Origin of the sequence: Flexivirga endophytica, assembly GCF_014640635.1 — a bacterium.
Lineage (GTDB): Bacteria > Actinomycetota > Actinomycetes > Actinomycetales > Dermatophilaceae > Flexivirga > Flexivirga endophytica.
On the sequence record NZ_BMHI01000004.1, the window covers coordinates 300,784 to 324,195 of the forward strand.

Consider the following 23,412-nt stretch of genomic DNA (forward strand, 5'->3'; position numbering starts at 1 on the left):
GTCCATAGCCGGTGCTGAGGCGGTTGAGAAGTTCGCCCCGCAGGATTGAAGGCGTAGCTCTGGAAAGGATTTCGTCATGATCGCCGCAGTTCGTAATGCACGCCGCCTCAGCCGCGCTGCGCTGGGCCTGGGTGCCGTCGCCACGCTCGCGCTCACCGCACATCTCGCGGTCGACGCACCGACCAACTCGGCATCGACCAGTCCCTCGACGGCCAAGTCGGCGCCGGCCACGACACCGACCACATCAGGGCCGTCGTCCTCCTCATCCAGCACCTTCAGCACCGTGCCTTCGGTGAGCGCGCCGTCGTCGACGCAGCCGACGCACGCTCAGTCGCACTCGTCATGACCGGATCGTTCGAGTTCCGAGCGCTCGGTGTCGACTGCCGCATCGTGGGGGCCGACGAGAGCGCCCTGCCGGACGCAGGTGACCTCGCTGTCACCTGGTTGCTCGACCTCGACGCCACGGCCTCACGGTTTCGCGCCGACTCCGAGGTGGCGCGACTGGCAGCGATGTCGTCCCCGCACAGGACCATCACGGCGCCCGCCACGCCACTCCTGCGGTCGCTGATCCAGGACGCATTGTGGGCGGCGGATGTGACCGGTGGGCTGGTCGACCCGACGCTCGGCCGGGCGATGGAGGCCAACGGGTATGACGCCGATCTCGACGACATACTCTCTCGACAGGTTGACGAAAGTGTCTCTGCGGGCAAGAAATTCACGACGACTCCGAGTACGCTGCGGGACCTGAGCCTCGACCCGGCGGCGGGCACCGTCACCTTCGCGACCGGCACGTTGATCGATCTGGGTGCGACGGGCAAGGCCACGGCGGCCGACCGGCTGGCCGCCGACCTCGCCGCTGAGCAAGCCGGTGGTTTCCTGGTCGACCTGGGCGGCGACGTTGCCGTGGCGGGCGAGCCACCCACCGGCGGCTGGGTGATCGCCACCGACGATGCGCCGGCCGAGAACGCCCGCATCACGGTCACCAGTCACGGGGTGGCTACCTCCGGCATCGATCGACGCCGCTGGCAGGTGGGTGGGGCCACCCGGCACCATCTGCTCGACCCGACGACCGGTCGACCGGTGGCACGTACCTGGTGGCGGGTGACCTGTGTCGCCGCATCCGCCCTCGAGGCGAACACGGCAACGACGGCCGCCATCGTGCTCGGTGACGCCGCAGTCGCCTGGCTGACCACCCGGGGCATCCCGGCCCGGCTGGTGTCCGAGCAAGGGGAAGTGCACTTCACACCCGGCTGGCCACGGGTGTTCCTGGGGGAGCGAGCGTCATGACGTTCCTGTGGTACGTCTCCCGGGCGACGGGCGTGATCAGCATCGTGCTGATGACGACCGTGATGGTGCTGGGCATGTTCCTCTCCGGCGCCCGGCGCAGTGTGGGCAGCCGGACGACGATCGTGCAGTCCGTGCACCGCAGTCTGGCGCTCGGCATGCTGGTGTTCCTCGTGCTGCACATCGCGACCGCGATCATCGACACCTACGTGCACATCAATGTCGTCGCGGCGGTGCTGCCGTTCGCCTCGTCATACCGTCGTTTCGCCGTCGGCCTCGGTGCGCTCGGCGCCGACATCGTGGCCGCCGTCGTCGTGACGTCGTTGCTGCGGCGCCGGATCAGTGAACGCGTCTGGCGTCTGGTCCACCGGTCCAGCTTCGTGATGTGGCCGCTGACGCTGTGGCACGGCATCTCGATGAGCACCGGCAACGAGCCACTGCTCCGTTTCACCACGATCGGCTGCGGCGTCATCGGCACGGCAGCCGTGCTGTGGCGGCTGGCCGGCACCCACCACGACAGCGCCCGTCGGCGCGAAGTCCTACGGCAGGAGTGGACATGAGCCTGACAGACCTACTCGACGAGGCCGGACTGACCGGTCGGGGCGGCGCGATGTTCCCAACCAGCGTCAAGCTGCGGGCCGCCTTCGACAACCGTGCCGAGCTCATCGTCAACGCCTGCGACGGCGAGGTCGGGACGCACAAGGACGCGCTGGTGGTCGCCGAGCACCTGCGCGAGCTGGAGCACGGAGCCGGCCTGGTCGCGCGGAAGGTGCACTGGGCGGCCCACCGTGGCAGCGACACCGAGGACCGTCTCCTGGAGGCCGGGCTGCGCGTCCTTTCGGTGCCGGCACGGTATGTCGCCTCGGAGGAGTCCGCACTGGTCAGCCTGCTGCACGGAGGGCTGGCCCGTCCCGTGATGCGACACGAGCCGATCGCCCGCGGCGGGAGGGACTCGCAGGGGCACCGCCTGCGTCCGACGCTGGTCCTGAACGCCGAGACCGTATGGCGGATCAGCCAGATCGCGCAGTACGGACCGGGCCGGTTCCGTGGTTTCGGCACGCCGGACGAGCCGGGTCCCCGGTTGGTCACCATCGGCGGCAGCGTTGAGCGGCCGGGTGTCTATGACACAGCAGCCGGTGTGCCCATGCGTGAATTGCTCACCGCCGCAGGTGCTTTCGAGGTCGGCGCGGTCGGGATCGGCGGACTCAGCGGCGGCTGGCTCTCGGCGGGCGATGCGTGGTCCGTGGCCTGGTCGAACGCGGCGCTGGCACCACACGGGCTGCGCACGGGCACCGGGGCGATCCATGTCCTCGAGCGCTCGGCGTGTCCGCTGCAGTACGTCACGCGGTTGGCGCGATTTGCTGCGGGGGAGTCCGCAGGGCAGTGCGGACCGTGCATGTTCGGCGTGCCCGCGGTCGCCACACAGGTTGCGCAACTCGCCGACGGTGCGCTGGCGTATGACGAGTTCGCGCTGTTGCAGCAGCGACTTCGCCTGCTGCCGGGCCGCGGTGCCTGCCGATACCCGGACGGCATTGCCGGCTTCATCTCGTCCGCGCTGCGGACCTTCCGGGCCGATGTCGAAGCTCACCTCGCGGGTGCGTGCGTCGCGATGAAGGAGCGGGCCGGTGCGGCGCGCTAGGCGGGAGGCGGAGGTCGCCGAGGTCATCGTCGACCGGGTCGCCTGCACCGCGCACGGTGTCTGCGCCGTCATGTCGGACGGTGCTGTCGAGCTCGATGAGTTCGGCTACCCGATCCAGTCCCGGCTGACCCTGCCCCCCGAGGAAGCACGTGTGTTGGTGGAGGCGTGCCCTGCCCGCGCTCTGCTGTTCAGGCGCCCCACCTGACGTCATACGGTGCGGTCGACCGGCAGGGTCACGGTGAACGTCGTGTCGCCCGGCACGCTGGCGATGTCGAGACTTCCGTCGTGTGACCGAGCGACGGCGTGCCCGTTCGCCAACCCGAGACCGGTGCTGTCCCGGACTGTCCTGACGGTGAGGCGAGCGCGCGAACGGTGACTCAGCAGACGGGATCGCGCACTTGTCGGTCATCGTGCGGCACGACAAGCATGATGCGCCCATGATTGCCAGCCAGTTGGCACCCCTGACAGCACCGATCACCGCGACGTGACCGGACCGGCGCCGATTCATCTGCTCAGCCGTCGAGGTCGGCGATGAACTGGCGGGCCGGCACGAAGAAGGTCGAGCCGGTGACGGCGGTCGAGAAGTCGAGAATCCGGTCGTGCAGCGGCGGCGGCGCACCGATGAACATGCGCTCCAGCATCCTCTCGATCACCCACAAGTACCGCGAGTAGCCGATGAAGTAGGTGCCGTACTCGCCCTTGCCAGGGTTCGCGAACGGCATGTTGTCACGCAGGATGTCGTGTTCGCCGTCCTCGTCCTCGATCGTGCACAGCGTCTTGTGCGCCTTCTGCTCGTCTGCGCCGGCGTCGGGCAGCTCGAGGTTGTCGAACTTGGTGCGGCCGATGATGGCCTCCTGGGTCTCGGTCGACTGGCTGCGCCAGTCGCCCAGGTTGTGCAGGTACTTCTGGGTCACGACGTAGCTGCCGCCGGCGTATGCCGGGTCCTCCGACCCGACGATCGTGTCGTGCTCGGCGTCCGGTCCACTCGCGTTCGCAGTGCCGTCGACGAACTCGAGCAGGTCACGGGCGTCGAAGTACCGGAAGCCGGCGACGTCGTCGACGGCGGTCGCCGCAGCGCCGAAGGCCTCCAGCAGAATCTTCTCGAACTCCACGATCAGGCCCATGTTGTCCGCACGAATGTGGAACAACAGATCGCCTGGGGTCGCGACGGCGGTGTGCTTGGCACCCTTGATCTCGGAGAACGGCCTGAGCTCCTTGGGAGCCGGCTTGCCGGTGAGGCGGTCCCAGACACGATGGCCGATGCCGACATTGCAGCTGAAGAAGTTGTCCGCGGCCCGGATCCGCACGTTCTTGACGAGGTCGTCCGTGCTGGCAACCACGGAGCGGGCGGTCCGCATCGCCTCCTCGGTCTCGTCGATCGTCAATACCAAGAACGCCGCCGACTGGCTGAGTGGCTTGGCGACGTCCTGTGGTTGTGGTGTGGCGACCTCACTCATGCCGGAAGGTTATGACACCGCCCGAGCATCATCGCGATCCCGGCGCCAGCTCGTGTCCGGCGACAGCGCCGTCGGGGTGGGTCAGCGACGTGGGGCCAATCCGAAAGTGTAGTGAGAACCGTCACAAAACAGCGTTACCACTACCCCTTTGGTCCGGACAGGATGGTCATCAACCCACGAAGCAGCCATTCGGCCCCGCAGATCGACGATCACCTCGAAGGGACAAGACAGTGACTACAACAGCCACCTCCACCCCGCCCCCCGCCGCACCCGCCGAGCTGGACTGGACCGACGTCGACAAGCGCGCGGTCGACACCATCCGGGTGCTCGCGGCCGACGCTGTCGAGAAGGTCGGCAACGGCCACCCTGGCACCGCGATGAGCCTGGCACCCGCCGCGTACCTGCTGTTCCAGAAGCTGATGCGGCACGACCCGGCCGATGCGCAGTGGTCAGGCCGGGACCGTTTCATCCTGTCCCCGGGGCACTCCTCGTTGACCCTGTACCTCCAGCTCTACCTGTCGGGATACGGCCTGGAGATGAAGGACCTGGAGGCACTGCGCACGTGGGGGTCCCTGACGCCCGGTCACCCGGAGTACAAGCACACAGCCGGTGTGGAGATCACCACCGGCCCGCTGGGCCAGGGTCTCGCATCTTCGGTGGGCTTCGCCTACTCGCAGCGACGTCTGCGTGGTCTGCTCGACGCCGACGCACCGGCTGGGACCAGTCCGTTCGACCACACCATCTGGGTGATCGCCTCCGACGGTGACCTGCAGGAGGGCGTGACCTCCGAGGCGTCCTCACTCGCCGGACACCAGGAGCTGGGCAACCTGGTGGTGGTGTACGACGAGAACCACATCTCCATCGAGGACGACACCGACATCGCCTTCACCGAGGACGTTCTCAAGCGGTACGAGTCGTATGGCTGGCACACCCAGCGGGTGGACTGGACGAGCACCGGCGAGTACGTCGAGGACGTCGAGGCGCTGTATGACGCTCTCGTCGCGGCGAAGTCGGAGACCTCCCGCCCCTCGATCATCTCGTTGCGCACGATCATCGGGTACCCCTCGCCGAAGAAACAGAACACCGGCGGGATCCACGGCGCGGCGCTCGGCGCTGAAGAGGTCGCCGGCTTGAAGGAGGTCCTGGGCTTCGACCCGCAGGTCAGCTTCGAGATCGACGACGACGTGCTGGCACACGCCCGTGCAGTGGTGGGGCGCGGAACGGCGGCCCGTGCGGAGTGGCAGGAGTCGTTTGCCGCCTGGCAGTCGGCCAACCCGGACCTGGCCAAGCTCCTGCAGCGGATCGAAGCAGGCGAGCTGCCGGCCGAGCTGGACAGCGTCCTGCCGGAGTTCCCGGCGGACAAGGACGTCTCCACCCGTGCAGCGTCCGGCAAGGTCATCAACGCGATCGCGGGCGTGATGCCGGAGCTGTGGGGTGGGTCCTCCGACCTGGCCGGCTCCAACAACACCACGATCGAGGGAGCGCCGTCCTTCATCCCGGCGTCGCGTTCGACCCAGTCGTGGACGGGCAATCCCGAGGGTCGGGTGCTGCACTTCGGCATCCGTGAGCACGCCGCCGCGTCGATCGTGAACGGCATCCACCTCAGTGGTCCCACCCGTGCGTACTCCGGCACGTTCCTGATCTTCAGTGACTACCAGCGTCCGGCCATCCGGCTGTCCGCACTCATGGGCGTGCCCTCCATCTACGTGTGGTCGCACGACTCGATCGGCCTGGGCGAGGACGGCCCGACGCATCAGCCCGTGGAGCAGCTGGCCACCCTGCGCGCCATACCGGGCCTGGACGTGGTCCGACCCGGTGACGCCAACGAAGTGGCGGTCGCGTGGAAAACCGTCCTGGGCAACCAGGAGAACCCGGCCGGACTGGTGCTGACCCGCCAGAACATCCCGGTCTTCGCCCGTGGCGAGGGTGCCGCCGCCGGAGACACCTTCGGCTCGGCCGAGGGCGCGGCGCGCGGCGCCTACGTGCTCGCCGAGGCGTCCCGTGACGGTGCCACCGTGCCGGCGCAGGTGCTGCTGATCGCCACCGGCTCCGAGGTCCAGCTCGCTGTCGAGGCGCGCGAGGCCCTGCAGGCCGACGGGATCGCCACCCGGGTGGTCTCGGTCCCGTGCCTGGAGTGGTTCAACCAGCAGGACGAGGCCTACCGCGAGTCGGTCCTGCCCAGCTCGGTCACCGCCCGCGTCTCCGTCGAGGCCGGCCTGGACCTGACCTGGAAGGGCATCGTCGGCGACGCCGGCCGCAGCGTCAGCCTCGAGCACTACGGGGCCTCGGCTGACTACCAGCGTCTGTTCCAGGAGTTCGGGATCACCACGGAGGCCGTCGTCGCCGCCGCTCGGGACTCCATCTCTGCCGCCGCCAACTGAGCGGACGGCCACCCACTTCGGTCGGCGTTCCGTGGGGCTCCTCCGGGGCGCCGACCGAAATCCACCTGATCACCCTTTGCACGGAAGAAGGCACGACATGCCCACTTCGACTCCCACCGCCCAGCTCTCCGCAGCCGGCGTGTCCATCTGGCTGGACGACCTGTCCCGCGAGCGACTGGACAGCGGCAGCCTGCAGCGTCTGATCGACGAGAAGAACGTCGTCGGCGTGACCACCAACCCGTCCATCTTCCAGGCCGCGATCACCTCCGGAAGTGACTACGCCCCCAAGATCGAGCAGCTCGCCGGACAGGGTGCCGGCGTCGACGAGGCGATCTTCGAGATCACCACCGCCGACGTGGCGGACGCGTGCGACCTGTTCGCCGGCACCGCCGCCGCGACACAGGGCGTCGACGGCCGGGTCTCGATCGAGGTCGACCCTCGCCTGGCATGGGACACGGAGGGCACGATCGCCGAGGCGAAGCGGCTGTACCAGAAGGTCGCCAAGGACAACGTGCTGATCAAGATCCCGGCCACCGTCGAGGGCCTGGGCGCGATCACCGCGGTGCTCGCCGAGGGCATCAGCGTCAACGTCACCCTGATCTTCTCCCTGGACCGTTACCGAGCGGTCATCGACGCCTTCCAGAGCGGCCTGGAGCAGGCCAAGAAGAGCGGACACGACCTGTCGCAGATCCACTCGGTGGCGTCCTTCTTCGTCTCCCGCGTGGACACCGAGATCGACAAGCGGCTGGACGCGCTGGGCACCCCGGAGGCTGCCGCGCTGCGCGGGAAGGCCGCGCTCGCCAACGCGCGACTGGCCTACCAGGCATACGAGCAGGAGTTCGCCACCGACCGCTGGTCGGCCCTGGCCGCAGAGGGTGCTCGTCCGCAGCGCGCCCTGTGGGCGTCCACCGGTGTCAAGGACCCGGCATACCCCGACACCCTGTATGTCACCGAACTGGTTGCGGCCGACGTGGTCAACACCATGCCGGAGAAGACGCTCGACGCGACGTTCGACCACGGTGAGGTCACCGGTGACACGATCTCCGGCACGTATGACGAGGCCGCCGCGGCACTGAAGGCGCTCGAGGACCTGGGCATCTCGTACGACGACGTCGTGGGACAGCTGGAGTCCGAGGGACTGGAGAAGTTCGTCGCCAGCTGGTCCGAGCTCCTCGCCGACGTTCAGAACGCGCTGAAGACGGCCTCGGGTTCGCTGAGTCAGGCACGGTCATGAGCGCCCAGACCTGTCGCATCAACCCGAGCATCCTGTCGGCCGACTTCGCCAACCTCGAGGCGGAGCTGGCGCGGATCAGCAACGCCGATGCCGCGCACGTCGACGTGATGGACAACCACTTCGTGCCGAACCTGACCCTCGGCCTGCCCGTGGTGGAGCGGTTGCAGAAGGTCAGCCCGGTGCCCCTGGACGCCCACCTGATGATCGCGGAGGTGGATCGCTGGGCCCCGGCGTATGCCGACCTCGGCCTGTCGTCGGTGACCTTCCACGTCGAGGCGTCCAGCGCTCCGATCAAACTGGCGCGGGAACTGCGCGCACGCGGAGCCAAGGCGGGTATGGCGCTTCGACCGGCCACCCCGATCGAGCCCTACCTCGACATACTCCCCGAGCTCGACATGCTCCTGATCATGACCGTGGAGCCCGGTTTCGGCGGTCAGTCGTTCCTGGACGTCACGGTGCCGAAGATCCGCCGCGCCCGCGCCGCCATACAGGGTGCGGACCTCGACCTGGCCATCCAGGTCGACGGCGGCATCACCGAGGAAACCATCACCCGTGCCGCGGAGGCCGGTGCCGACGTGTTCGTCGCCGGCTCGTCGGTCTACGGCAAGCCGTCGCCCGCCGACGCCATCGAAGCGCTGCGCGCGGGCGGCCTGCTCGCGATGTCGCGCCAGCCGGCGCACTCGAGCTGACTCCGACCACCCTTCCCCGAAAGGCCCCACCCATGCGCGTACACATCGCGACCGACCATGCCGGTCTGGAGCTGAGCGCAGCTCTGATCGACAGCCTCTCCGCCAAGGGCTACGAGATGGTCGACCACGGCCCCTCCAACTACGACGCCGAGGACGACTACCCGTCGTTCTGCATCAATGCGGCACAGGCCGTCGTCAGCGACCAGGCCGCCGGCGTCGACGCCCTCGGCATCGTGCTCGGAGGCTCCGGTAACGGTGAGCAGATCTCCGCGAACAAGGTGAAGGGTGTGCGCGCGGCGCTGGTGTGGAACACCGAGACGGCGACGTTGGCTCGCGAACACAACGACGCCAACGTCGTCGCCGTGGGCGGACGTCAGCACAGCGTCGAGGAGGCAACCGCCCTCATCGAGGCATTCCTGGCCGAGCCGTTCAGCAACGCCGAGCGCCACCGGCGCCGCATCGGCAAGATCGCCGGTTACGAGGCCACCGGCGAGGTTCCGGACTGAGTCCGGCCCCTGGCGGCACCCGCCACCCGCAGCCACGACCGTTACAGCGTCAGTGAGAAGGAAGCCATGCCCATTGCAAGCCCGGAGACCTACTCCGAGATGATCGACCGCGCCAAGGCGGCCGGATTTGCGTACCCCGCGGTCAACGTGACCTCGTCACAGACTCTCAACGCTGCTCTGCAGGGCTTCGCCGACGCCGGTTCCGACGGCATCGTGCAGGTCTCCACCGGAGGCGCGGCGTACTGGTCCGGCGCGGGGATCAAGAACATGGTCGCGGGGTCGCTCAACTTCGCCGCGTTCGCCCGTGAGGCCGCGCGCAACTACCCGGTCAACATCGCCCTGCACACCGACCACTGCCCTCGGGAGAAGCTCGACGACTTCGTGCTGCCGCTCCTGACGGCCTCGGAGGACGCCGTCAAGCGCGGCGAGAACCCGATCTTCAACTCCCACATGTGGGACGGCTCCGCCGAGAGCCTGCAGGACAACCTGCACATCGGTCGCGAACTCCTGGCTCGTGCTGCCGCCGCCCACATCATCCTCGAGGTCGAGATCGGCACCGTTGGTGGTGAGGAGGACGGCGTCGAGAATGCCATCAACGACAAGCTCTACAGCACTGTCGCGGACGGGCAGGCGACCATCGAGGCACTCGGTGCGGGCGAGCACGGTCGGTACCTCACCGCCTTGACGTTCGGCAACGTGCACGGCGTCTACAAACCCGGCAACGTCAAGCTGCGCCCGGAGATCCTTTCCGACATACAGGAGAAGGTCGGGGCCACAGTCGGGAAACAACGACCGTTCGATCTCGTCTTTCACGGCGGATCGGGGTCGACCGAGCAGGAGATCAGCGATGCGGTCTCCTACGGCGTGGTCAAGATGAACATCGACACCGACACCCAGTACGCCTTCACCCGCCCGGTCGCCGGCCACATGATCGGCAACTACGACGGCGTCCTGAAGGTCGATGGCGAGGTCGGCACAAAGAAGTTGTACGACCCGCGGACGTGGGGTGCCGCCGCCGAACAGGGGATGGCGGCCCGCATTGTCGAGGCCGCCACCCAACTCGGTTCCGCCGGCAAGTCGATCTGACCTCGTGCCATGAAGATCGGCATCCTCACATCCGGGGGAGACTGCCCCGGACTCAACGCGGTCATTCGCGGCGCGGTGCTGAAAGGTATCGCCGTCCACGGGCAGAAATTCATGGGCTACCGGGGTGGGTGGCGCGGGGTCGTCGAGGGGGACGCCATCGAGTTGCCGCGCCGGATGGTCCGCGGGATCGGCAAGCTGGGCGGCACGATCTTGGGCACCTCGCGCACCAACCCGTTCGAGAACGGTGGCGGCCCTGACGTGATCGGGCGTCACATGGCCGATCTGGGCATCGACGCCATCATCGCGATCGGCGGAGAGGGCACGCTGGCCGCGGCGAAGCGGCTCTCCGATGCCGGGATCAAGGTCGTCGGGGTGCCCAAGACGATCGACAACGACTTGGACGCCACTGATTACACCTTCGGATTCGACACCGCGATCGAGATCGCGACCGAAGCCATGGACCGACTGCGGACCTCCGGTGAGTCGCACCATCGGTGCATGATCGCCGAGGTGATGGGACGGCACGTCGGGTGGATCGCGCTGCACTCCGGGATGGCGTCGGGCGCCCATGTCATTCTCATACCGGAGCAACAGGTGAGCATGGATCAGATCGCCGGATGGGTGAAACTCGCCGACGAGCGTGGCCGGGCACCGTTGGTGGTCGTCGCCGAGGGGTTCACCACCGACGAGATGCAGCAAGCGCACTCCGAGAACGGTCTGGATGCCTTCGGCAGGCCGCGGCTGGGCGGCATCGCGAACCAACTCGCGCCGGAACTCGAGGCCCGCACGGGGATCGAGACCCGAGCCACGACCCTCGGCCACATCCAACGCGGGGGGACCCCTACCGGGTTCGATCGGGTGCTCGCGACCCGGCTCGGGATGGCGGCCATCGACTCCGTGGTGGATGGCCAGTGGGGAACCATGGTCTCGCTGCGCGGCACCGAGATTGTCCACGTCGAGCTCGAGGATGCGCTCGGGCAACTCAAGGTCGTGCCGCAACACCGCTACGACGAGGCCCGCATCCTGTTCGGGTAGCCACGGCAGAACTCGTCAGACGACGGGACGACTACCCACCTGACCGTCGTGAGACGGTGCTGCTCACTGGATACCGTGACTGTGCGCCAGCGCGATCGCCTCGGTGCGCGATCCCACGCCTAGTTTCTTGAACAGTTTGCGCACATGGAACTTGACGGTGTTCTCGCTGATCCCCAGGCTGACTGCGATGGCGCGGTTTCGGAGTCCGGCTGCGAGCAGCTGCAGCACTTCCAGCTCCCGGGCGGCGAGGTTCCACCCGGCGATCTCACCGGACGGGGCCGCGGGCGGATCCAGCGGAAGCGTCACGAAGACATCCGCCCCCCAACCCGACATGACGTCCAAGCGCAGCTGTCCGGACAGAGCTTCCACCTGCCGATTCAGCCGGCTGATGTTGGGTGCCGACGCAGACAGTGCACCGCTTCCGTCGTCGCGGATATTGATCAGCAGGTTTTCCCCATCACAGTCCCACTGGGTCCGGATCCTGCTGATCGCGGGCTGCTCCATCATCGCCAGCACCAGGCCACGGACGATCGCCCGGGCCGCGTGTCCGACCTCACCGGGCAGCGCGCGCCCGTTCAACGGGGGTTCGATGAACTCCACGTCGATTCCGCTGAAACGCGTCAGTGGACGCAGATCCTCGCGTAGCCGCTCGAACGCCGTGGCCACCGGCTCCTCCACCATGTCGGTGGTGCGGTCGCTGAGGGTTCGCAGCTCGATCAGCGCCTTGGCGGTCAGGTCGGTGACGGTCGACCGAGCAGTGGCGTCGTCGAGGCCGGACGAGCGCAGCGCGGCGAGCAAGGTCTCCAGGGTGGTCGAGTGCAGGTCGGTCAACTCCGCGGTCACCCGCACCCGTTCAGCCGAGGCCGCTCGTGATTCCGCCAGGTATGACGGCGGCGCGTCCGTCACCTTCTCGTGGATCCTGCGGGCTGCGAGACCCCACAGATAGGTGACGACCTCCAACCGGTCGCCGCACTCCTCCCGCTCGGCCGGGTCCGGGTCGGTCAGGATCAGCAGCGCCCGGCTGGACGGGTGCTGGAGCGCCAGCACGGGTCGTGTCCGGTCGCCGACCGCGGCCTCGCCGAACCAGGGAACCTCGTCCGGAACGAGCGCGCGGAGCGCGTCCAACTCGGCTATCGACACGCGGGAGATGATCTCCTCGTCGCCGGCCTTCTTCTGCGGCCTTCCGGTGCAGTCCTCGGTGAAGATGATCAGCGCGCTGCCGGCCACGTAAGGGACGGTGGCCTCCCGCAGCCGGTCGGCGATCTGCGCCAGCGGGGCATCGGTCACCGCAGCCACGCTGTTCAGGAGCTGCCACGGCAGGTCGAGGTGGGCGTCGGAGTGGGCATCGAGGTGGTCATGGAGGTGGGTCATGTGCGTCCTCTGAAGTCACCGGTCGGGATTCGGCGTACCCGCACTTGGCAGTGTGCAGGAACGAAACAACTCGAAAGTGTAGTGAAGACCGTCACAAAACAGTGTTCCACCTATCACTTCGATCCGAAAGCATGGTGACCATCGCCGCAGCAGCCATCCGGGTCGCTACGGATCACCCACCGAGCCGAAGGGATCACATCGTGACCTCCGCAGTCACTTCGACGCCCGCCGTGTTCAGCTCTTCCGAAGACATTGCTCGCAACCTACGCCTCGTCAGCAGTGAGATCACCGAGACCGTCGGCAAGATCGACGCGACCGAGTTGGCCGCCCTTGCCGAGCACCTCGGCCGGTCGAGCCGCGTGTTCGTCGCCGGCGCAGGCCGGAGCGGGCTGGTGCTCCGGATGACTGCGATGCGGTTGATGCACCTGGGCCTCACCGTGCATGTCGCCGGAGACACCACCACCCCCGCCATCGATGCCAGCGACCTGCTAATCGTGGCCTCCGGATCCGGCACCACTTCGGGCGTGGTGAAGGCTGCCGAAACCGCCTCCCGGATCGGTGCCCGCATCGGCGTCTTCACCACCAATGCCAGTTCTCCGTTGGCGAAGCTCGCTGATGCCGTTGTAGTCGTCCCTGCTGCGCAGAAGACCGACCACGGGTCGACCGTTTCGCGACAGTACGCCGGGTCCCTGTTCGAGCAGGCGCTGTTCGTCGCCACCGAGGCACTCTTCGCCTCGCTCTGGGACAACGACGCGTCGCCCGCGGAGGAGTTGTGGCTGCGCCACGCCAACCTCGAGTAGGTCGCCGGTCGATCCCCTGACCAACAGTCCAACCACACATCGCACATCACTAGAAGAAGGAAGACACATCATGAAGCTGCAAGTCGCCATGGACGTGCTGACCACCGAGGCTGCGCTCACGCTGGCCGGGCAGGTCGCCGAATTCGTCGACATCATCGAACTCGGCACCCCGCTGGTGAAGAGTGAAGGACTGGCCGCGATCACCGCGGTCAAGGAAGCCCACCCGGACAAGATCGTCTTCGCAGACCTGAAGACCATGGACGCCGGTGAGCTCGAGGCGGACATCGCGTTCAAGGCCGGCGCCGACCTCGTCACGATTCTGGGCGCCGCCGACGACTCGACCATCGCCGGTGCTGTCAAGGCCGCGACCGCTCACAACAAGGGCGTCGTCGTCGACCTGATCGGCGTGGCCGACAAGGTCACTCGTGCGAAGGAGGTTCGCGCATTGGGCGCGAAGTTCGTCGAGATGCACGCCGGCCTGGACGAGCAGGCGCAGCCCGGTTACGACTTGAACGGGCTGCTCAGCTCCGGAGAACAGGCACGTGTCCCGTTCTCCGTCGCCGGCGGAGTCAACCTGAAGACGATCGGCGACGTGCAGCGCGCCGGTGCCGACGTCGCAGTCGTCGGCGGATCCATCTACAGCGCCGACGACCCGGGCCTGGCCGCCAAGCAGCTTCGCGCCGCCATCGCCTGAAGTTCCGTGCCGCCAGGGGGTGGCGTCCCAGAGCCGAGAGGCCGAGGGGCGCCACCCTCCCTGCATTTACACAGGCTCGTACGTTGACGGGCTCACTCATTTTCGACAGGTGGACGTACTACTGGACAGGTGGTGACCATGGACGACGTCGAGCAGTCACAGTCAGCTCGGTGGGTCGACATGCGAAAGGTGGTCGACGGCCCACTCCCCGATATCGCGGCGCGGCTCTCCGCGTTCCTGGGCACGAGATCTCACGATGCGTTGGTGATCTTCACGCGGGAATGCACCGGGCGCCCCCGGAAAGTAGCCGGTAAGAAGGACGTGGTCGCCCGGGTGACGATCGAGGAATTGGAAGCGATCAAGGAGTCGCTCGAACTGGGAACCAGCTGCGACTCGGAGGCTGTCCTCGCCGGATCGAAACACCGGATCTGGGCGGTCCGCGACCTCAGCGACATTCTCCTCGTGATGGTCCCGACGCATCTGCGGGCGACTCTGAGTCTCGAGGAGGTCGCGGCGATGTTCGGGCTGGTGGCCATGGCCATCCACCACCAGGTGGCTCAGGCCAGTCCGGACTACCTCGCGGAGTCCCGGGCGGCATCGAGCGAGCGCGCCCGCACGATCGTCGAACTGACCGGGGTACATGAGGCGACCCTGTCCACCATCCTGGGAACCCTGCGGTCGCGAGACCTCGACGATCGCCGTGCCCGCATCACGGCCAGCGAAACAGCGTCCGCCGCGCTCACCTCGTTGCGATCCACGAGCGCCGTCGACCGCGAACTGTCAGAGGAAGCTGTGACCACGGCGTTCGCCCGATTGCAAGGCGAACTGGGGCCGTTGTTGAAGTTCCAGGAGGTCGACGTCGAGTACGCCGCGCCGCCCGCTGACGGCCGCCCGCTGCCCGGCGAAGTCGCCGTCGCGGCGCGTGCGATGGTGCGCGCAGTCGTCCTCGCCTGCTGTGCCCAGCCTGCGCTGGACCGCTTGCGGATCGCGTGGGATTGCGACGGCGAGAACGTTCTGCTCGAGATCCGCGACAACGGGCCGGGCTCGATCGACAGCAATGCGCTGAGCCTGCAACTGATGGGACGCCTACGAACCCTCAGAGGGCAATTGGAGGTCGACTCGATCCCCGGGTGGGGAAACTGCGTGAAGCTGACGCTTCCACTGGATCCACCTGCTGCTCGACCCGACGAGCACCTGCTGTCGAGCTTGAATCCCCGAGAGATGGAGGTGCTGGGTCACCTTGCGGAGGGCAAACGCAATCGCACCATCGCCGACGAACTCGGAGTCACTCAGAGCACCATCAAGTTCCACGTGGCCAGCGTGCTGAGGAAGCTGGAAGTGGCCAACCGGGGCGAGGCGGCAGCCGTCGCGATCCGCGCAGGCGTTGTTTCGACCGGGTCAGCGGGAGCCGGACATCTGGTCGCTGCGCGGGGCTGACTGGACCTCAGAGTCTCAGAGTGTCGCGGTCGCCACGTCCTCCGATGCCCGGAGTACGCGGATCGCGTTCTCGCCCGCAAGCTTCGTGCGGTCGGAGCACGACCATCCACGGTCGACAAGTGCGGCGAACAGTCTCGGATAACCCGACACATCCTCGAGGCCGCTCGGCATGTCCTCCGCGCCCATGTAGTCGCCACCGATCCCGACGTGGTCGATGCCCGCGACCTCGCGTACGTGCTCGATGTGATCGACGACCTGATCCAAGGTGGCGGTCGGGCATGGTGACGCGGTGCTGAGATCGTGGACCAGCCGGCGGTAGTCGGGGTCGCCCTTGACGACCCCTCGCTGCTGCGCCGTGTCCGCGAGGTCCTTGTTCCATTGCCGCACCTCTGGTGACACGAAGGCGGGCAAGAAGGTCACCATGCAGACGCCGTCGTTGTCGGCCAGAGTTTCAAGGACATCATCGGGGACATTTCGTGGATGGTCGCACAGTGCACGGGCCGAGGAATGGCTGAAGATCACCGGAGCGGCACTGACCCGCAGGGCGTGTCGCATGACGTCCGGCGACACGTGGGAGAGATCGACCATCATTCCCAGTCGATTCATCTCGCGTACTACGTCCACACCGAACTCGGACAGTCCGCGGAGTACGGGTTCATCCGTCGCAGCGTCCGCCCACGGCACATTCTTGTTGTGCGTCAGCGTCATGTACCGCACACCGAGTGTGCGCATCACGCGGAGCACCGGAAGTGACTCGTCGATGCAGTGACCGCCCTCCATGCCGAGCAGCGAGGCGATCCGAGAGCCTGACGCCACGACCTCGTCCGCGGTGGTCGCGAGCACCAGACGTTCGGGATATCGAGCGACCAATCGGTGGATGAAGTCGATCTGTTCGAGTGTGGCCATCACGGCCGCGGGACCCGAGTACAGCTCGGGGGAGACGTAGACGGACCAGAACTGCCCACCGACCTCGCCCGCAGCGAGCCGCTGAAGGTCGGTGTGGAGCCCTGGAACCCGGCATGTCAGGTCCACCAGATCCAAATCGCAGGCGTACTGCTGTCGCATTGCCCAGGCGAGATCGTTGTGCCCATCGATGAGCATCGGCATTCACCCTTCCCGGCGAAGCGTTCGCAGTTGTTCTTCGGTCGTGTCGAGCAGCGCTTTCCACGCGACCGTGAATTTCTCGACGGCCTCGGCTTCCAAAGTGTCGAAAACATCCGCGAGATCGACACCCGCGGCCTCGAGACGGCTGAACAACGCCTGCCCCGAGGCTTCCTTGCCCGAAAGCGTGTCACCTTTGACCCGCCCATGGTCCGCGAAGGCATCGATCGTCGTCTCCGGCATCGTATTGACGGTGTTCGGAGCGACCAGTTCCTCGACATACAGCGTGTCTGGATAGTCCTTGTTCTTGACCCCTGTCGACGCCCACAACAGCCGCTGCGCATTCGCTCCGAACACATCGAGTTGTCGGAACCGTGTGCCGGTCTCGAACACCCGCTGGTAGGCCGCATACGCCAGCCGCGCGTTGGCGAGCGCTGCTCGCCCGCGCAGTTCGAGTGCCTCCGGCGTGTTGATCTTCGTGAGCCTGTTGTCGGTCTCCGTGTCGACACGAGAGACGAAGAAGGAGGCGACCGACTGGATACGCGACAGGTCATGTCCAGCGGCCTTGGCTGCTTCGAGTCCGTCGAGGTAGGCATTCATCACGAGTTCGTAGCGCTCGACAGAGAAGATCAGGGTCGCGTTGACGCTGATGCCTTCCGAGACCACTTGGTTGATGGCGGGGACGCCGGCAGCAGTGGCAGGGATCTTGATCAGCAGATTGGGGCGGTCGACGATCTTCCACAGTTCGACGGCCTGTGCGGCGGTCTCGTCGGTATCGTGCGCAAGGCGCGGATCGACCTCGATGGACACCCTGCCGTCGACCCCGCCGGTCCTGTCGAACTGTGCCGCAAGAACGTCGCACGCCGAGCGCACATCGTCCGTTGTCACCGTGCGGACGGTTGCGTCGACACCGGCACCGCGGGTGGCGAGCTCGCGTAATTGTGCATGGTACGAGCCGTCGTTGCTGAGCGCGGCATGGAAGATGGCCGGATTCGTGGTGACTCCGACGACGGACTTCGTGGCTACGAGTTCCGCCAATCTTCCGGACTCGATGCGCTCGCGAGACAGATCGTCGAGCCATACCGACACACCTACCTCGCACAACTCCTCGAGGTTGGTGTTCTGGGTCATTGCGGTCGTCCCTTCCGGTGTCGTGTTCGGGTTCCGGCGCCGGTCATGTGTCGGCGCCAGGTGGCAGCGCGGTCGATCCGGTGTCCGGAGCATGTCTAGTCGCGATCGCAGGCCATCTCACCTGGTCAAAGGGGGAGCGGGTACTAGTCGCTCGGCGAAGTGCCAACAGCTGTCAGGCCTTCGAGACTGGTTCGGTCGCATTGTGTCCGGACGCGCCGGGCAGCGCGCGAAACGACTTGGAGAAAAACAGAAGTGACCGTGTCCCACGTCCAGGAGAGAAATCGGTACGACAACAGGCCGGTCATCAGCGACATCGGCGAGATCCGGGAGGGGCAGACGGGGCAGCTCCCGGCGGTCACCGGACCGGCTTCGATGGTGCTCTTCGGCATCACCGGTGACCTGTCGCGCAAGAAGCTGCTTCCCGCAATCTACGACCTCGAGCACGCAGGTCAGCTGTCGCCGGATTTCGACCTGGTCGGGTTCGCCCGCGACACCTCGAACCTCGAGACCCTCCTGCGGGAGTCCGTTGCCGCCCACGCTCGCACTCCGTTCGACCCGCAGGTGTGGGCCAGGCTGAAGCAGCGGATCCACTTCCACCAGGGGACGTTCGAGGATTCCTCGGCATTCGAGGCGCTCGGGTCCCTGCTTGCACAGCTCGACCTCCTACGCGGAAAGCCAGCGAACTACGTCTTCTACCTCTCGATCCCGCCGTCGGCGTTCGAGACGGTGTGCGCGGGCTTGTCCGGTGCCGACCTCCACCGGCAGGAACACGGATGGCGCCGGGTCGTGGTCGAGAAGCCGTTCGGCCACGACCTGGCCAGTGCACGCGCACTGGGCGATGCGCTGGAGCAGGCGTTCGAGCCGTCGTCGATCTATCGGATCGACCACTACCTGGGCAAGGAGACCGTCCAGAACATCTTGGCCCTCCGGTTCGCCAACGGCATGTTCGAACCGCTGTGGAACAACCAGCACATCGACCACGTACAGATCACGATGGCTGAGAGCGTGGGCGTCGAAGGGCGCGCGGGCTATTACGACGGCATCGGCGCAGCGAGGGACGTCATACAGAATCACCTGCTGCAGTTGCTCGCCCTGATCACGATGGAGGAGCCGCTCAGCTTCGACGCGGACAGTATCGCGGCTGAGAAGATCAAGGTGCTTTCCGCGGCCCGGTTGATCGGCCCGCTCGATCAGACCACTGCCCGAGGTCAGTACGGCGCGGGGATCCGCGACGGTGTCGTGCTGCCCGGCCTGGCCCACGAGCGGGGTTTTCCCGCAGACTCGACGACCGAGACGTTCGCAGCGCTCACGGTGGGCGTCGAGACACCACGCTGGGCGGGGGTGCCGTTCTACATCCGCACCGGAAAGCGTCTCGCGCGGCGCACGACCGAGATCGCAGTCGCTTTCGCCGGCCCGACCCGTGGCGCCTTCCTCGCCCGGACCGTACCCGTCGAGAACCTCCTGGTCCTACGGGTGCAACCCGACGACGGCATCGAATTGCACATCGGCGCCAAACGACCGGGAGGTGGCATGAACATCGGGCCGGTCACTCTCGATCTGGACTTCCGGTCAGTCTTCGCCGCCGCACCCGCTGCCTACGAGCGCTTGATCTGTGACGTGCTCCGTGATGACGCCACCCTCTTCCCTCGGCGTGCGGAGATCGAGTTGTCGTGGCAGTTGATCGACCCTGTGCTGGAGTTCTGGGCCAGTGACGCCCAGCCCGACAGCTACGAGTCGGGATCCGCGGGGCCGGACGCTGCGGCCGAGATGCTGGGGCGTAGTGGACGCGTATGGCGACCGCTCTGAGGGACCGATGTCGAACTGACTGATGATGCCCTGACACGGGCGCAGAAGAAGGATCTGAAGATGCGGGATCTGGTCGACACGGTGGAGATGTACCTGCGCACCATCTACGACCTGGTCGAGGAAGGCGTCGTCCCACGCCGCGCGCGCATTGCTGAACGCCTCGATCAAACGCAACCGACGGTGGGCGAGACCGTCGCGCGGATGCAACGTGACGGGCTTGTGCGCGTGCTCGAGGACCGAGCGTTGGAGCTCACGGATGCTGGTTTCGAGCGAGCGGCTTCGGTGACGCGCAAGCGACGCTGATTCGGCTTCTGGACGTGCGGCCCGGCTCCCCGGTCCCGGTCGTCATCCGGACCATTTCGGAACGAGTGCAGGCTGATGCGGCCACCATGTCCCGGCTCCGTATGGCCGGAGTCGCGCCGGGCGCACGGGTCACGGTGGAGACAGGGAGTGGCGTGGTCACGCTCATCGGTCCCGACGGGGTCCGATCCGATCTCTCGGCGGGGACGGCCGAGGCTGTGCACGTGCAGGTGCTGTAGGGCGCAACAGTCGATGCACCGCGGTGGCGCGGGAAGCGAGGCCGTTCGGTGTGTGGACGAACCAGCACATAGGACGGCCTCGCCGCACCGTTGCTCGAACCTCAGTCGGCTATCGGCGCTGACCTGTTGTGGCGTCCGCCGGTTCGACATAGACCGATGAGCCCAACTCGACGAAGGTCCGTGACATCTCGTCCATGCCGGCCTGCGCGGCCTCCCGATCGCGAATGTCCTGACTGATCCGCATCGAGCAGAACTTCGGGCCGCACATGGAGCAGAAGTGCGCGGTCTTGGCTGCGTCCGCGGGCAGCGACTCGTCGTGGAAGGCGCGGGCCGTCTCCGGGTCGAGCGACAGGTTGAACTGGTCCTCCCAGCGGAACTCGAAGCGTGCCTTGGACAGCGCGTCGTCCCAGTCCCGCGCGTTCGGATGACCCTTGGCGATGTCGGCGGCGTGCGCCGCGAGTTTGTAGGTGATCACCCCGGTCTTGACGTCATCGCGATTCGGTAGCCCGAGGTGCTCCTTCGGGGTGACGTAGCAGAGCATCGCGGTGCCGTGAGCACCGATGGTTGCGGCCCCGATCGCGGACGTGATGTGGTCGTAGCCGGGCGCGATGTCCGTGGTGAGCGGGCCGAGGGTGTAGAAGGGTGCGCCGTGGCACCAATCCTGTTGCAACCGGACGTTTTCCGCGACCAGGTGTAGCGGAACGTGCCCCGGCCCCTCGACCATGACCTGCACGTCGTGCTCCCACGCCCGCTCGGTCAGTTCGGCAAGGGTGCGCAACTCGCTGAGTTGTGCGTCGTCGTTGGCGTCGGCGGTGCAGCCCGGCCGGAGGCCGTCGCCGAGGCTGAAGGCCACGTCGTACTGCGCGAAGATTTCGCAGAGGTCGTCGAAGTGGGTGTAGAGGAAGTTTTCCCGGTGGCCGGCCAGGCACCAGCCCGCCATGATCGAGCCGCCGCGGGAGACGATGCCGGTGATGCGCTCGGCGGTGAGAGGGACGTAGCGCAGCAGGACACCGGCGTGGATCGTCATGTAGTCGACGCCTTGCTCGCACTGCTCGATCACCGTGTCGCGGAAGATCTCCCAGGTCAGGTCTTCTGCGCGACCGTCGACCTTCTCCAAGGCTTGATATATGGGCACCGTGCCGATGGGCACGGGCGAGTTGCGCAGGATCCATTCGCGGGTCGTGTGTATGTCGTCGCCGGTCGACAGGTCCATCACCGTGTCGGCGCCCCACTGCGTGGCCCAGGTGAGCTTCTCGACCTCCTGCGCGATCGAACTGGTCACGGCGGAGTTGCCGATGTTGGCGTTCACCTTCACCAGGAAGCTACGGCCGATGATCATCGGCTCGCTCTCCGGGTGGTTCACATTCGCCGGGATGATCGCGCGTCCTGCGGCGACCTCGCTGCGCACCAGTTCGACATCGCAGCCTTCACGTGCGGCGACGAATCGCATCTCGGCCGTGACTTGTCCGGCTCGGGCATAGTGCAGTTGGGTCACCGTGCGCCCGGTCGTCGCGCGGCGCGGGGCGCGATGCGTACCGAGCCACTCCTGTGAGGACTGCCCGCGGCGGAGCGCGGATCGTCCATCGTCCGCGAGCGACCGGCCACGGGCCTGATAGGTGGCGGTGTCGCCGCGACCATCTATCCATCCGGTGCGCAACGCGGGCAGCCCATGCTGCGGGTCACTGCCCGGACCGGACGTGTCGTAGAGCCGGAACGGTGCGTTGGGCTCGCCGGTGCTCGGGGTGGGGCCGAGGGTGACCTCGGTGAAAGGGACGCGGAGGTCGGATCCGAGCTGCTGATGGACCTTGCGACGTCCTGGTGTCTGGGTCATTGCTGTTCCTTGGAGTTGGTTGAGGTCATGAACACGGTTGCGGCGGAAAGGTATTCGAGCGCCAGCGAGCGAGGGTCCGGCGCGCGCATGAGGGCTCCCATGACGGCTGCGCCTGCGGCGCCGGCGACGGCCAGTTGGTCCAGGTCGGTCGGTCGGACGCCACCGACCGCCAACACCGGAAGGTTGCCGGCGTCTGCTGCCAGCGCGCGCACTCCCGGGGCACCGAGTGGGGGGCCGTAGCCCGGTTTGGAGGTCGTCGCTGCGTACGGGCCGACCACCACGAAATCGGCCCCATTGATCCGGGCCTGCTGGACCTCGTCCGAGTTGTGCACCGATCGACCGGTGAGGGCACATGCGCGGGTGGGCCACGGTGCGTCGTGGGAGAGGTGGCAGCCGGCGCTGTCCGACCGGGCGGTGCGGGTGAGAATGACCGTGTCTTCGTCGACGCATGCGCGGACGCGGGCCAGCAGCTCGTCATACCGAGTGGGTGAGAGGTCACGCTCCCGCAACAGCACATGCGAGATGCCGGCTGAGACGCACGGTGCGACGACCGCCTCGAGTGGTCGTCCGACGGTCTGCGTCCGGTCGGTGATCAGCAGCAGCCGCGGCACTGCGGTCATTGTCCGACCATCCCGACGAACGGTGAAGAGGCCCGAGCCAGAGTGCTTTTCGGGATCCGACCCGCGCGCCGCGCACCGTGACCCGCAGCAACGGCATCACGCATCGCCGCGGCCATGAGCGCGGGCTGTTCGGCGCGGGTCACGGAGGTTGCCAGCAGCACGGCCGAACAGCCCAGTTCCATCGCCAGGGCGGCGTCGGAAGCTGTCCCGATACCGGCGTCGAGCACGACGGGTACGTCGACCTCGCCGCAGATGAGCTCGATGGCGTGTGGGTTGCGGATGCCGAGGCCGGTCCCGATCGGTGAGCCGAGGGGCATCACTGCGGAGCAGCCGAGCTCGGCAAGCCGGCGGGCGACGACGAGATCGTCCGTCGTGTACGGCAGGACACGGAAGCCGTCCTTGATCAGCTGTTCTGCCGCGTCCAGCAGCTCGACGCAATCGGGCAGCAGTGTCCGGTCGTCCGCTATCACTTCGAGCTTGACCCAGTCGGTCTGGATGGCCTCCCGAGCCAGCTGGGCCGTCAGAACCGCTTCTCGCGCGGTGCGACACCCCGCGGTGTTCGGCAGCACGTGCACCCCGGATGCCTGGATGGTCGGCAACAGCCCGCTCACCACCGCTGCTCCGGATCGGCGCATGGAGACGGTGACGACCTGGGTGCCGGTGGCGGTGATGCACTCCGCGAAAGTGCTGGCTGTCGAGATGCCTCCGGACCCCAACAACAGTCGACTGGTCAGCTCTCGACCGGCGAGTTCCCATGTGTTGGAGGGCATT

At 67.0% G+C, this 23,412-nt stretch carries 23 protein-coding genes and 1 pseudogene; 17 read left to right on the plus strand and 7 right to left on the minus strand.

Features of this window, described 5'->3' with window-relative positions; all coding sequences use genetic code 11:
* The first annotated feature begins 76 nt into the window (after positions 1-76).
* Genes IEX71_RS13395 through IEX71_RS13415 form a run of 5 tightly spaced genes read left to right on the plus strand, consistent with a single transcriptional unit; the run spans position 77 to position 3,128 of the window.
* Entirely contained in the window at positions 77-346 is a 270-nt protein-coding gene (locus tag IEX71_RS13395; protein WP_188837540.1) for a hypothetical protein, read from the plus strand.
* Positions 343-1,287: an FAD:protein FMN transferase gene (locus IEX71_RS13400; protein WP_188837541.1), complete on the plus strand. Its 945-nt coding sequence runs from the start codon at positions 343-345 to the stop codon at positions 1,285-1,287. The genes IEX71_RS13395 and IEX71_RS13400 overlap by 4 nt, the downstream gene beginning before the upstream one ends.
* Positions 1,284-1,844 (plus strand): ferric reductase-like transmembrane domain-containing protein, encoded by a 561-nt coding sequence (locus IEX71_RS13405; RefSeq protein WP_188837542.1) that lies wholly within the window; start codon positions 1,284-1,286, stop codon positions 1,842-1,844. The genes IEX71_RS13400 and IEX71_RS13405 overlap by 4 nt, the downstream gene beginning before the upstream one ends.
* On the plus strand, positions 1,841-2,923 hold the full coding sequence (locus IEX71_RS13410; RefSeq protein WP_188837543.1) for an NADH-ubiquinone oxidoreductase-F iron-sulfur binding region domain-containing protein: 1,083 nt from the start codon (positions 1,841-1,843) through the stop codon (positions 2,921-2,923). Before IEX71_RS13405 ends, IEX71_RS13410 begins: the two co-directional genes overlap by 4 nt.
* Positions 2,910-3,128 (plus strand): ferredoxin, encoded by a 219-nt coding sequence (locus IEX71_RS13415; RefSeq protein ID WP_188837544.1) that lies wholly within the window; start codon positions 2,910-2,912, stop codon positions 3,126-3,128. Before IEX71_RS13410 ends, IEX71_RS13415 begins: the two co-directional genes overlap by 14 nt.
* Positions 3,129-3,435: 307 nt before the next feature.
* On the opposite strand, the gene IEX71_RS13420 is transcribed toward IEX71_RS13415, so the two are convergent.
* Positions 3,436-4,380, minus strand: coding sequence for a Dyp-type peroxidase (locus IEX71_RS13420; RefSeq protein ID WP_188837545.1), 945 nt, complete (start codon positions 4,378-4,380; stop codon positions 3,436-3,438).
* A 230-nt stretch (positions 4,381-4,610) separates the two neighbouring features.
* Here IEX71_RS13420 and tkt point away from each other — a divergent pair, with 230 nt between their 5' ends.
* From tkt to IEX71_RS13450, 6 genes are all read left to right on the plus strand, one after another.
* Positions 4,611-6,761: a transketolase gene (tkt, locus tag IEX71_RS13425; protein WP_188837546.1), complete on the plus strand. Its 2,151-nt coding sequence runs from the start codon at positions 4,611-4,613 to the stop codon at positions 6,759-6,761.
* A 97-nt stretch (positions 6,762-6,858) separates the two neighbouring features.
* Positions 6,859-7,995, plus strand: a complete 1,137-nt coding sequence (gene tal / locus IEX71_RS13430) for a transaldolase (protein WP_188837547.1) — start codon at positions 6,859-6,861, stop codon at positions 7,993-7,995.
* Positions 7,992-8,684, plus strand: a complete 693-nt coding sequence (gene rpe / locus IEX71_RS13435; RefSeq protein ID WP_188837548.1) for a ribulose-phosphate 3-epimerase — start codon at positions 7,992-7,994, stop codon at positions 8,682-8,684. Before tal (IEX71_RS13430) ends, rpe begins: the two co-directional genes overlap by 4 nt.
* A 32-nt stretch (positions 8,685-8,716) precedes the next feature.
* Positions 8,717-9,190 carry a ribose-5-phosphate isomerase gene (locus tag IEX71_RS13440; RefSeq protein ID WP_188837549.1) on the plus strand — a complete coding sequence of 158 codons (474 nt, stop codon included), beginning with the start codon at positions 8,717-8,719 and terminating at the stop codon, positions 9,188-9,190.
* A 66-nt stretch (positions 9,191-9,256) separates the two neighbouring features.
* Positions 9,257-10,276, plus strand: a complete 1,020-nt coding sequence (gene fbaA / locus IEX71_RS13445) for a class II fructose-bisphosphate aldolase (protein ID WP_188837550.1) — start codon at positions 9,257-9,259, stop codon at positions 10,274-10,276.
* A gap of 9 nt (positions 10,277-10,285) precedes the next feature.
* Positions 10,286-11,311 carry a 6-phosphofructokinase gene (locus IEX71_RS13450; protein ID WP_188837551.1) on the plus strand — a complete coding sequence of 342 codons (1,026 nt, stop codon included), beginning with the start codon at positions 10,286-10,288 and terminating at the stop codon, positions 11,309-11,311.
* A gap of 63 nt (positions 11,312-11,374) precedes the next feature.
* On the opposite strand, the gene IEX71_RS13455 is transcribed toward IEX71_RS13450, so the two are convergent.
* Positions 11,375-12,682 (minus strand): helix-turn-helix domain-containing protein, encoded by a 1,308-nt coding sequence (locus tag IEX71_RS13455; protein ID WP_188837552.1) that lies wholly within the window; start codon positions 12,680-12,682, stop codon positions 11,375-11,377.
* A 197-nt stretch (positions 12,683-12,879) separates the two neighbouring features.
* On the opposite strand from IEX71_RS13455, the gene hxlB reads away from it, so the two are divergent.
* The 3 genes from hxlB (at position 12,880) to IEX71_RS13470 (ending at position 15,613) form a co-directional block, all read left to right on the plus strand.
* Positions 12,880-13,482: a 6-phospho-3-hexuloisomerase gene (gene hxlB, locus IEX71_RS13460; protein WP_373284644.1), complete on the plus strand. Its 603-nt coding sequence runs from the start codon at positions 12,880-12,882 to the stop codon at positions 13,480-13,482.
* A gap of 70 nt (positions 13,483-13,552) precedes the next feature.
* On the plus strand, positions 13,553-14,176 hold the full coding sequence (gene hxlA / locus IEX71_RS13465; protein ID WP_188837554.1) for a 3-hexulose-6-phosphate synthase: 624 nt from the start codon (positions 13,553-13,555) through the stop codon (positions 14,174-14,176).
* 138 nt (positions 14,177-14,314) lie between these two features.
* Complete coding sequence (locus tag IEX71_RS13470; protein ID WP_188837555.1) at positions 14,315-15,613, plus strand: helix-turn-helix transcriptional regulator; 1,299 nt, start codon at positions 14,315-14,317, stop codon at positions 15,611-15,613.
* Positions 15,614-15,628: 15 nt separating this feature from the next.
* Here IEX71_RS13470 and IEX71_RS13475 read toward each other — a convergent pair whose 3' ends face one another.
* Both IEX71_RS13475 and tal (IEX71_RS13480) read right to left on the minus strand, forming a co-directional pair.
* Complete coding sequence (locus IEX71_RS13475) at positions 15,629-16,714, minus strand: dipeptidase (RefSeq protein WP_188837556.1); 1,086 nt, start codon at positions 16,712-16,714, stop codon at positions 15,629-15,631.
* Positions 16,715-16,720: 6 nt separating this feature from the next.
* Positions 16,721-17,938 (minus strand): transaldolase, encoded by a 1,218-nt coding sequence (gene tal / locus IEX71_RS13480; protein ID WP_308420979.1) that lies wholly within the window; start codon positions 17,936-17,938, stop codon positions 16,721-16,723.
* A 159-nt stretch (positions 17,939-18,097) separates the two neighbouring features.
* Between tal (IEX71_RS13480) and zwf the strand changes: the two genes are divergently transcribed.
* The 3 genes and pseudogenes from zwf to IEX71_RS13495 all read left to right on the plus strand — a co-directional run bounded on the left by zwf (position 18,098) and on the right by IEX71_RS13495 (position 20,190).
* Entirely contained in the window at positions 18,098-19,651 is a 1,554-nt protein-coding gene (gene zwf / locus IEX71_RS13485) for a glucose-6-phosphate dehydrogenase (RefSeq protein WP_188837558.1), read from the plus strand.
* A gap of 60 nt (positions 19,652-19,711) precedes the next feature.
* Positions 19,712-19,951 (plus strand): annotated as a pseudogene (locus IEX71_RS13490) (metal-dependent transcriptional regulator); the annotation flags it as partial.
* Positions 19,952-19,968: 17 nt separating this feature from the next.
* Complete coding sequence (locus IEX71_RS13495) at positions 19,969-20,190, plus strand: FeoA domain-containing protein (RefSeq protein WP_188837560.1); 222 nt, start codon at positions 19,969-19,971, stop codon at positions 20,188-20,190.
* Between the two features lie 109 nt (positions 20,191-20,299).
* Here the strand turns inward: IEX71_RS13495 and thiC are convergent, their stop codons facing one another.
* From thiC to IEX71_RS13510, 3 genes are read right to left on the minus strand one after another with little or no spacing between them, the layout of a single operon-like run.
* A complete protein-coding gene (thiC, locus tag IEX71_RS13500; RefSeq protein ID WP_188837561.1) occupies positions 20,300-22,021 on the minus strand; it encodes a phosphomethylpyrimidine synthase ThiC in 1,722 nt (573 codons plus the stop codon).
* Positions 22,018-22,641, minus strand: coding sequence for a thiamine phosphate synthase (locus IEX71_RS13505; RefSeq protein WP_188837562.1), 624 nt, complete (start codon positions 22,639-22,641; stop codon positions 22,018-22,020). The genes thiC and IEX71_RS13505 overlap by 4 nt, the downstream gene beginning before the upstream one ends.
* Positions 22,638-23,411, minus strand: a complete 774-nt coding sequence (locus IEX71_RS13510; RefSeq protein ID WP_188837563.1) for a thiazole synthase — start codon at positions 23,409-23,411, stop codon at positions 22,638-22,640. The genes IEX71_RS13505 and IEX71_RS13510 overlap by 4 nt, the downstream gene beginning before the upstream one ends.
* Position 23,412: the final 1 nt, after the last annotated feature.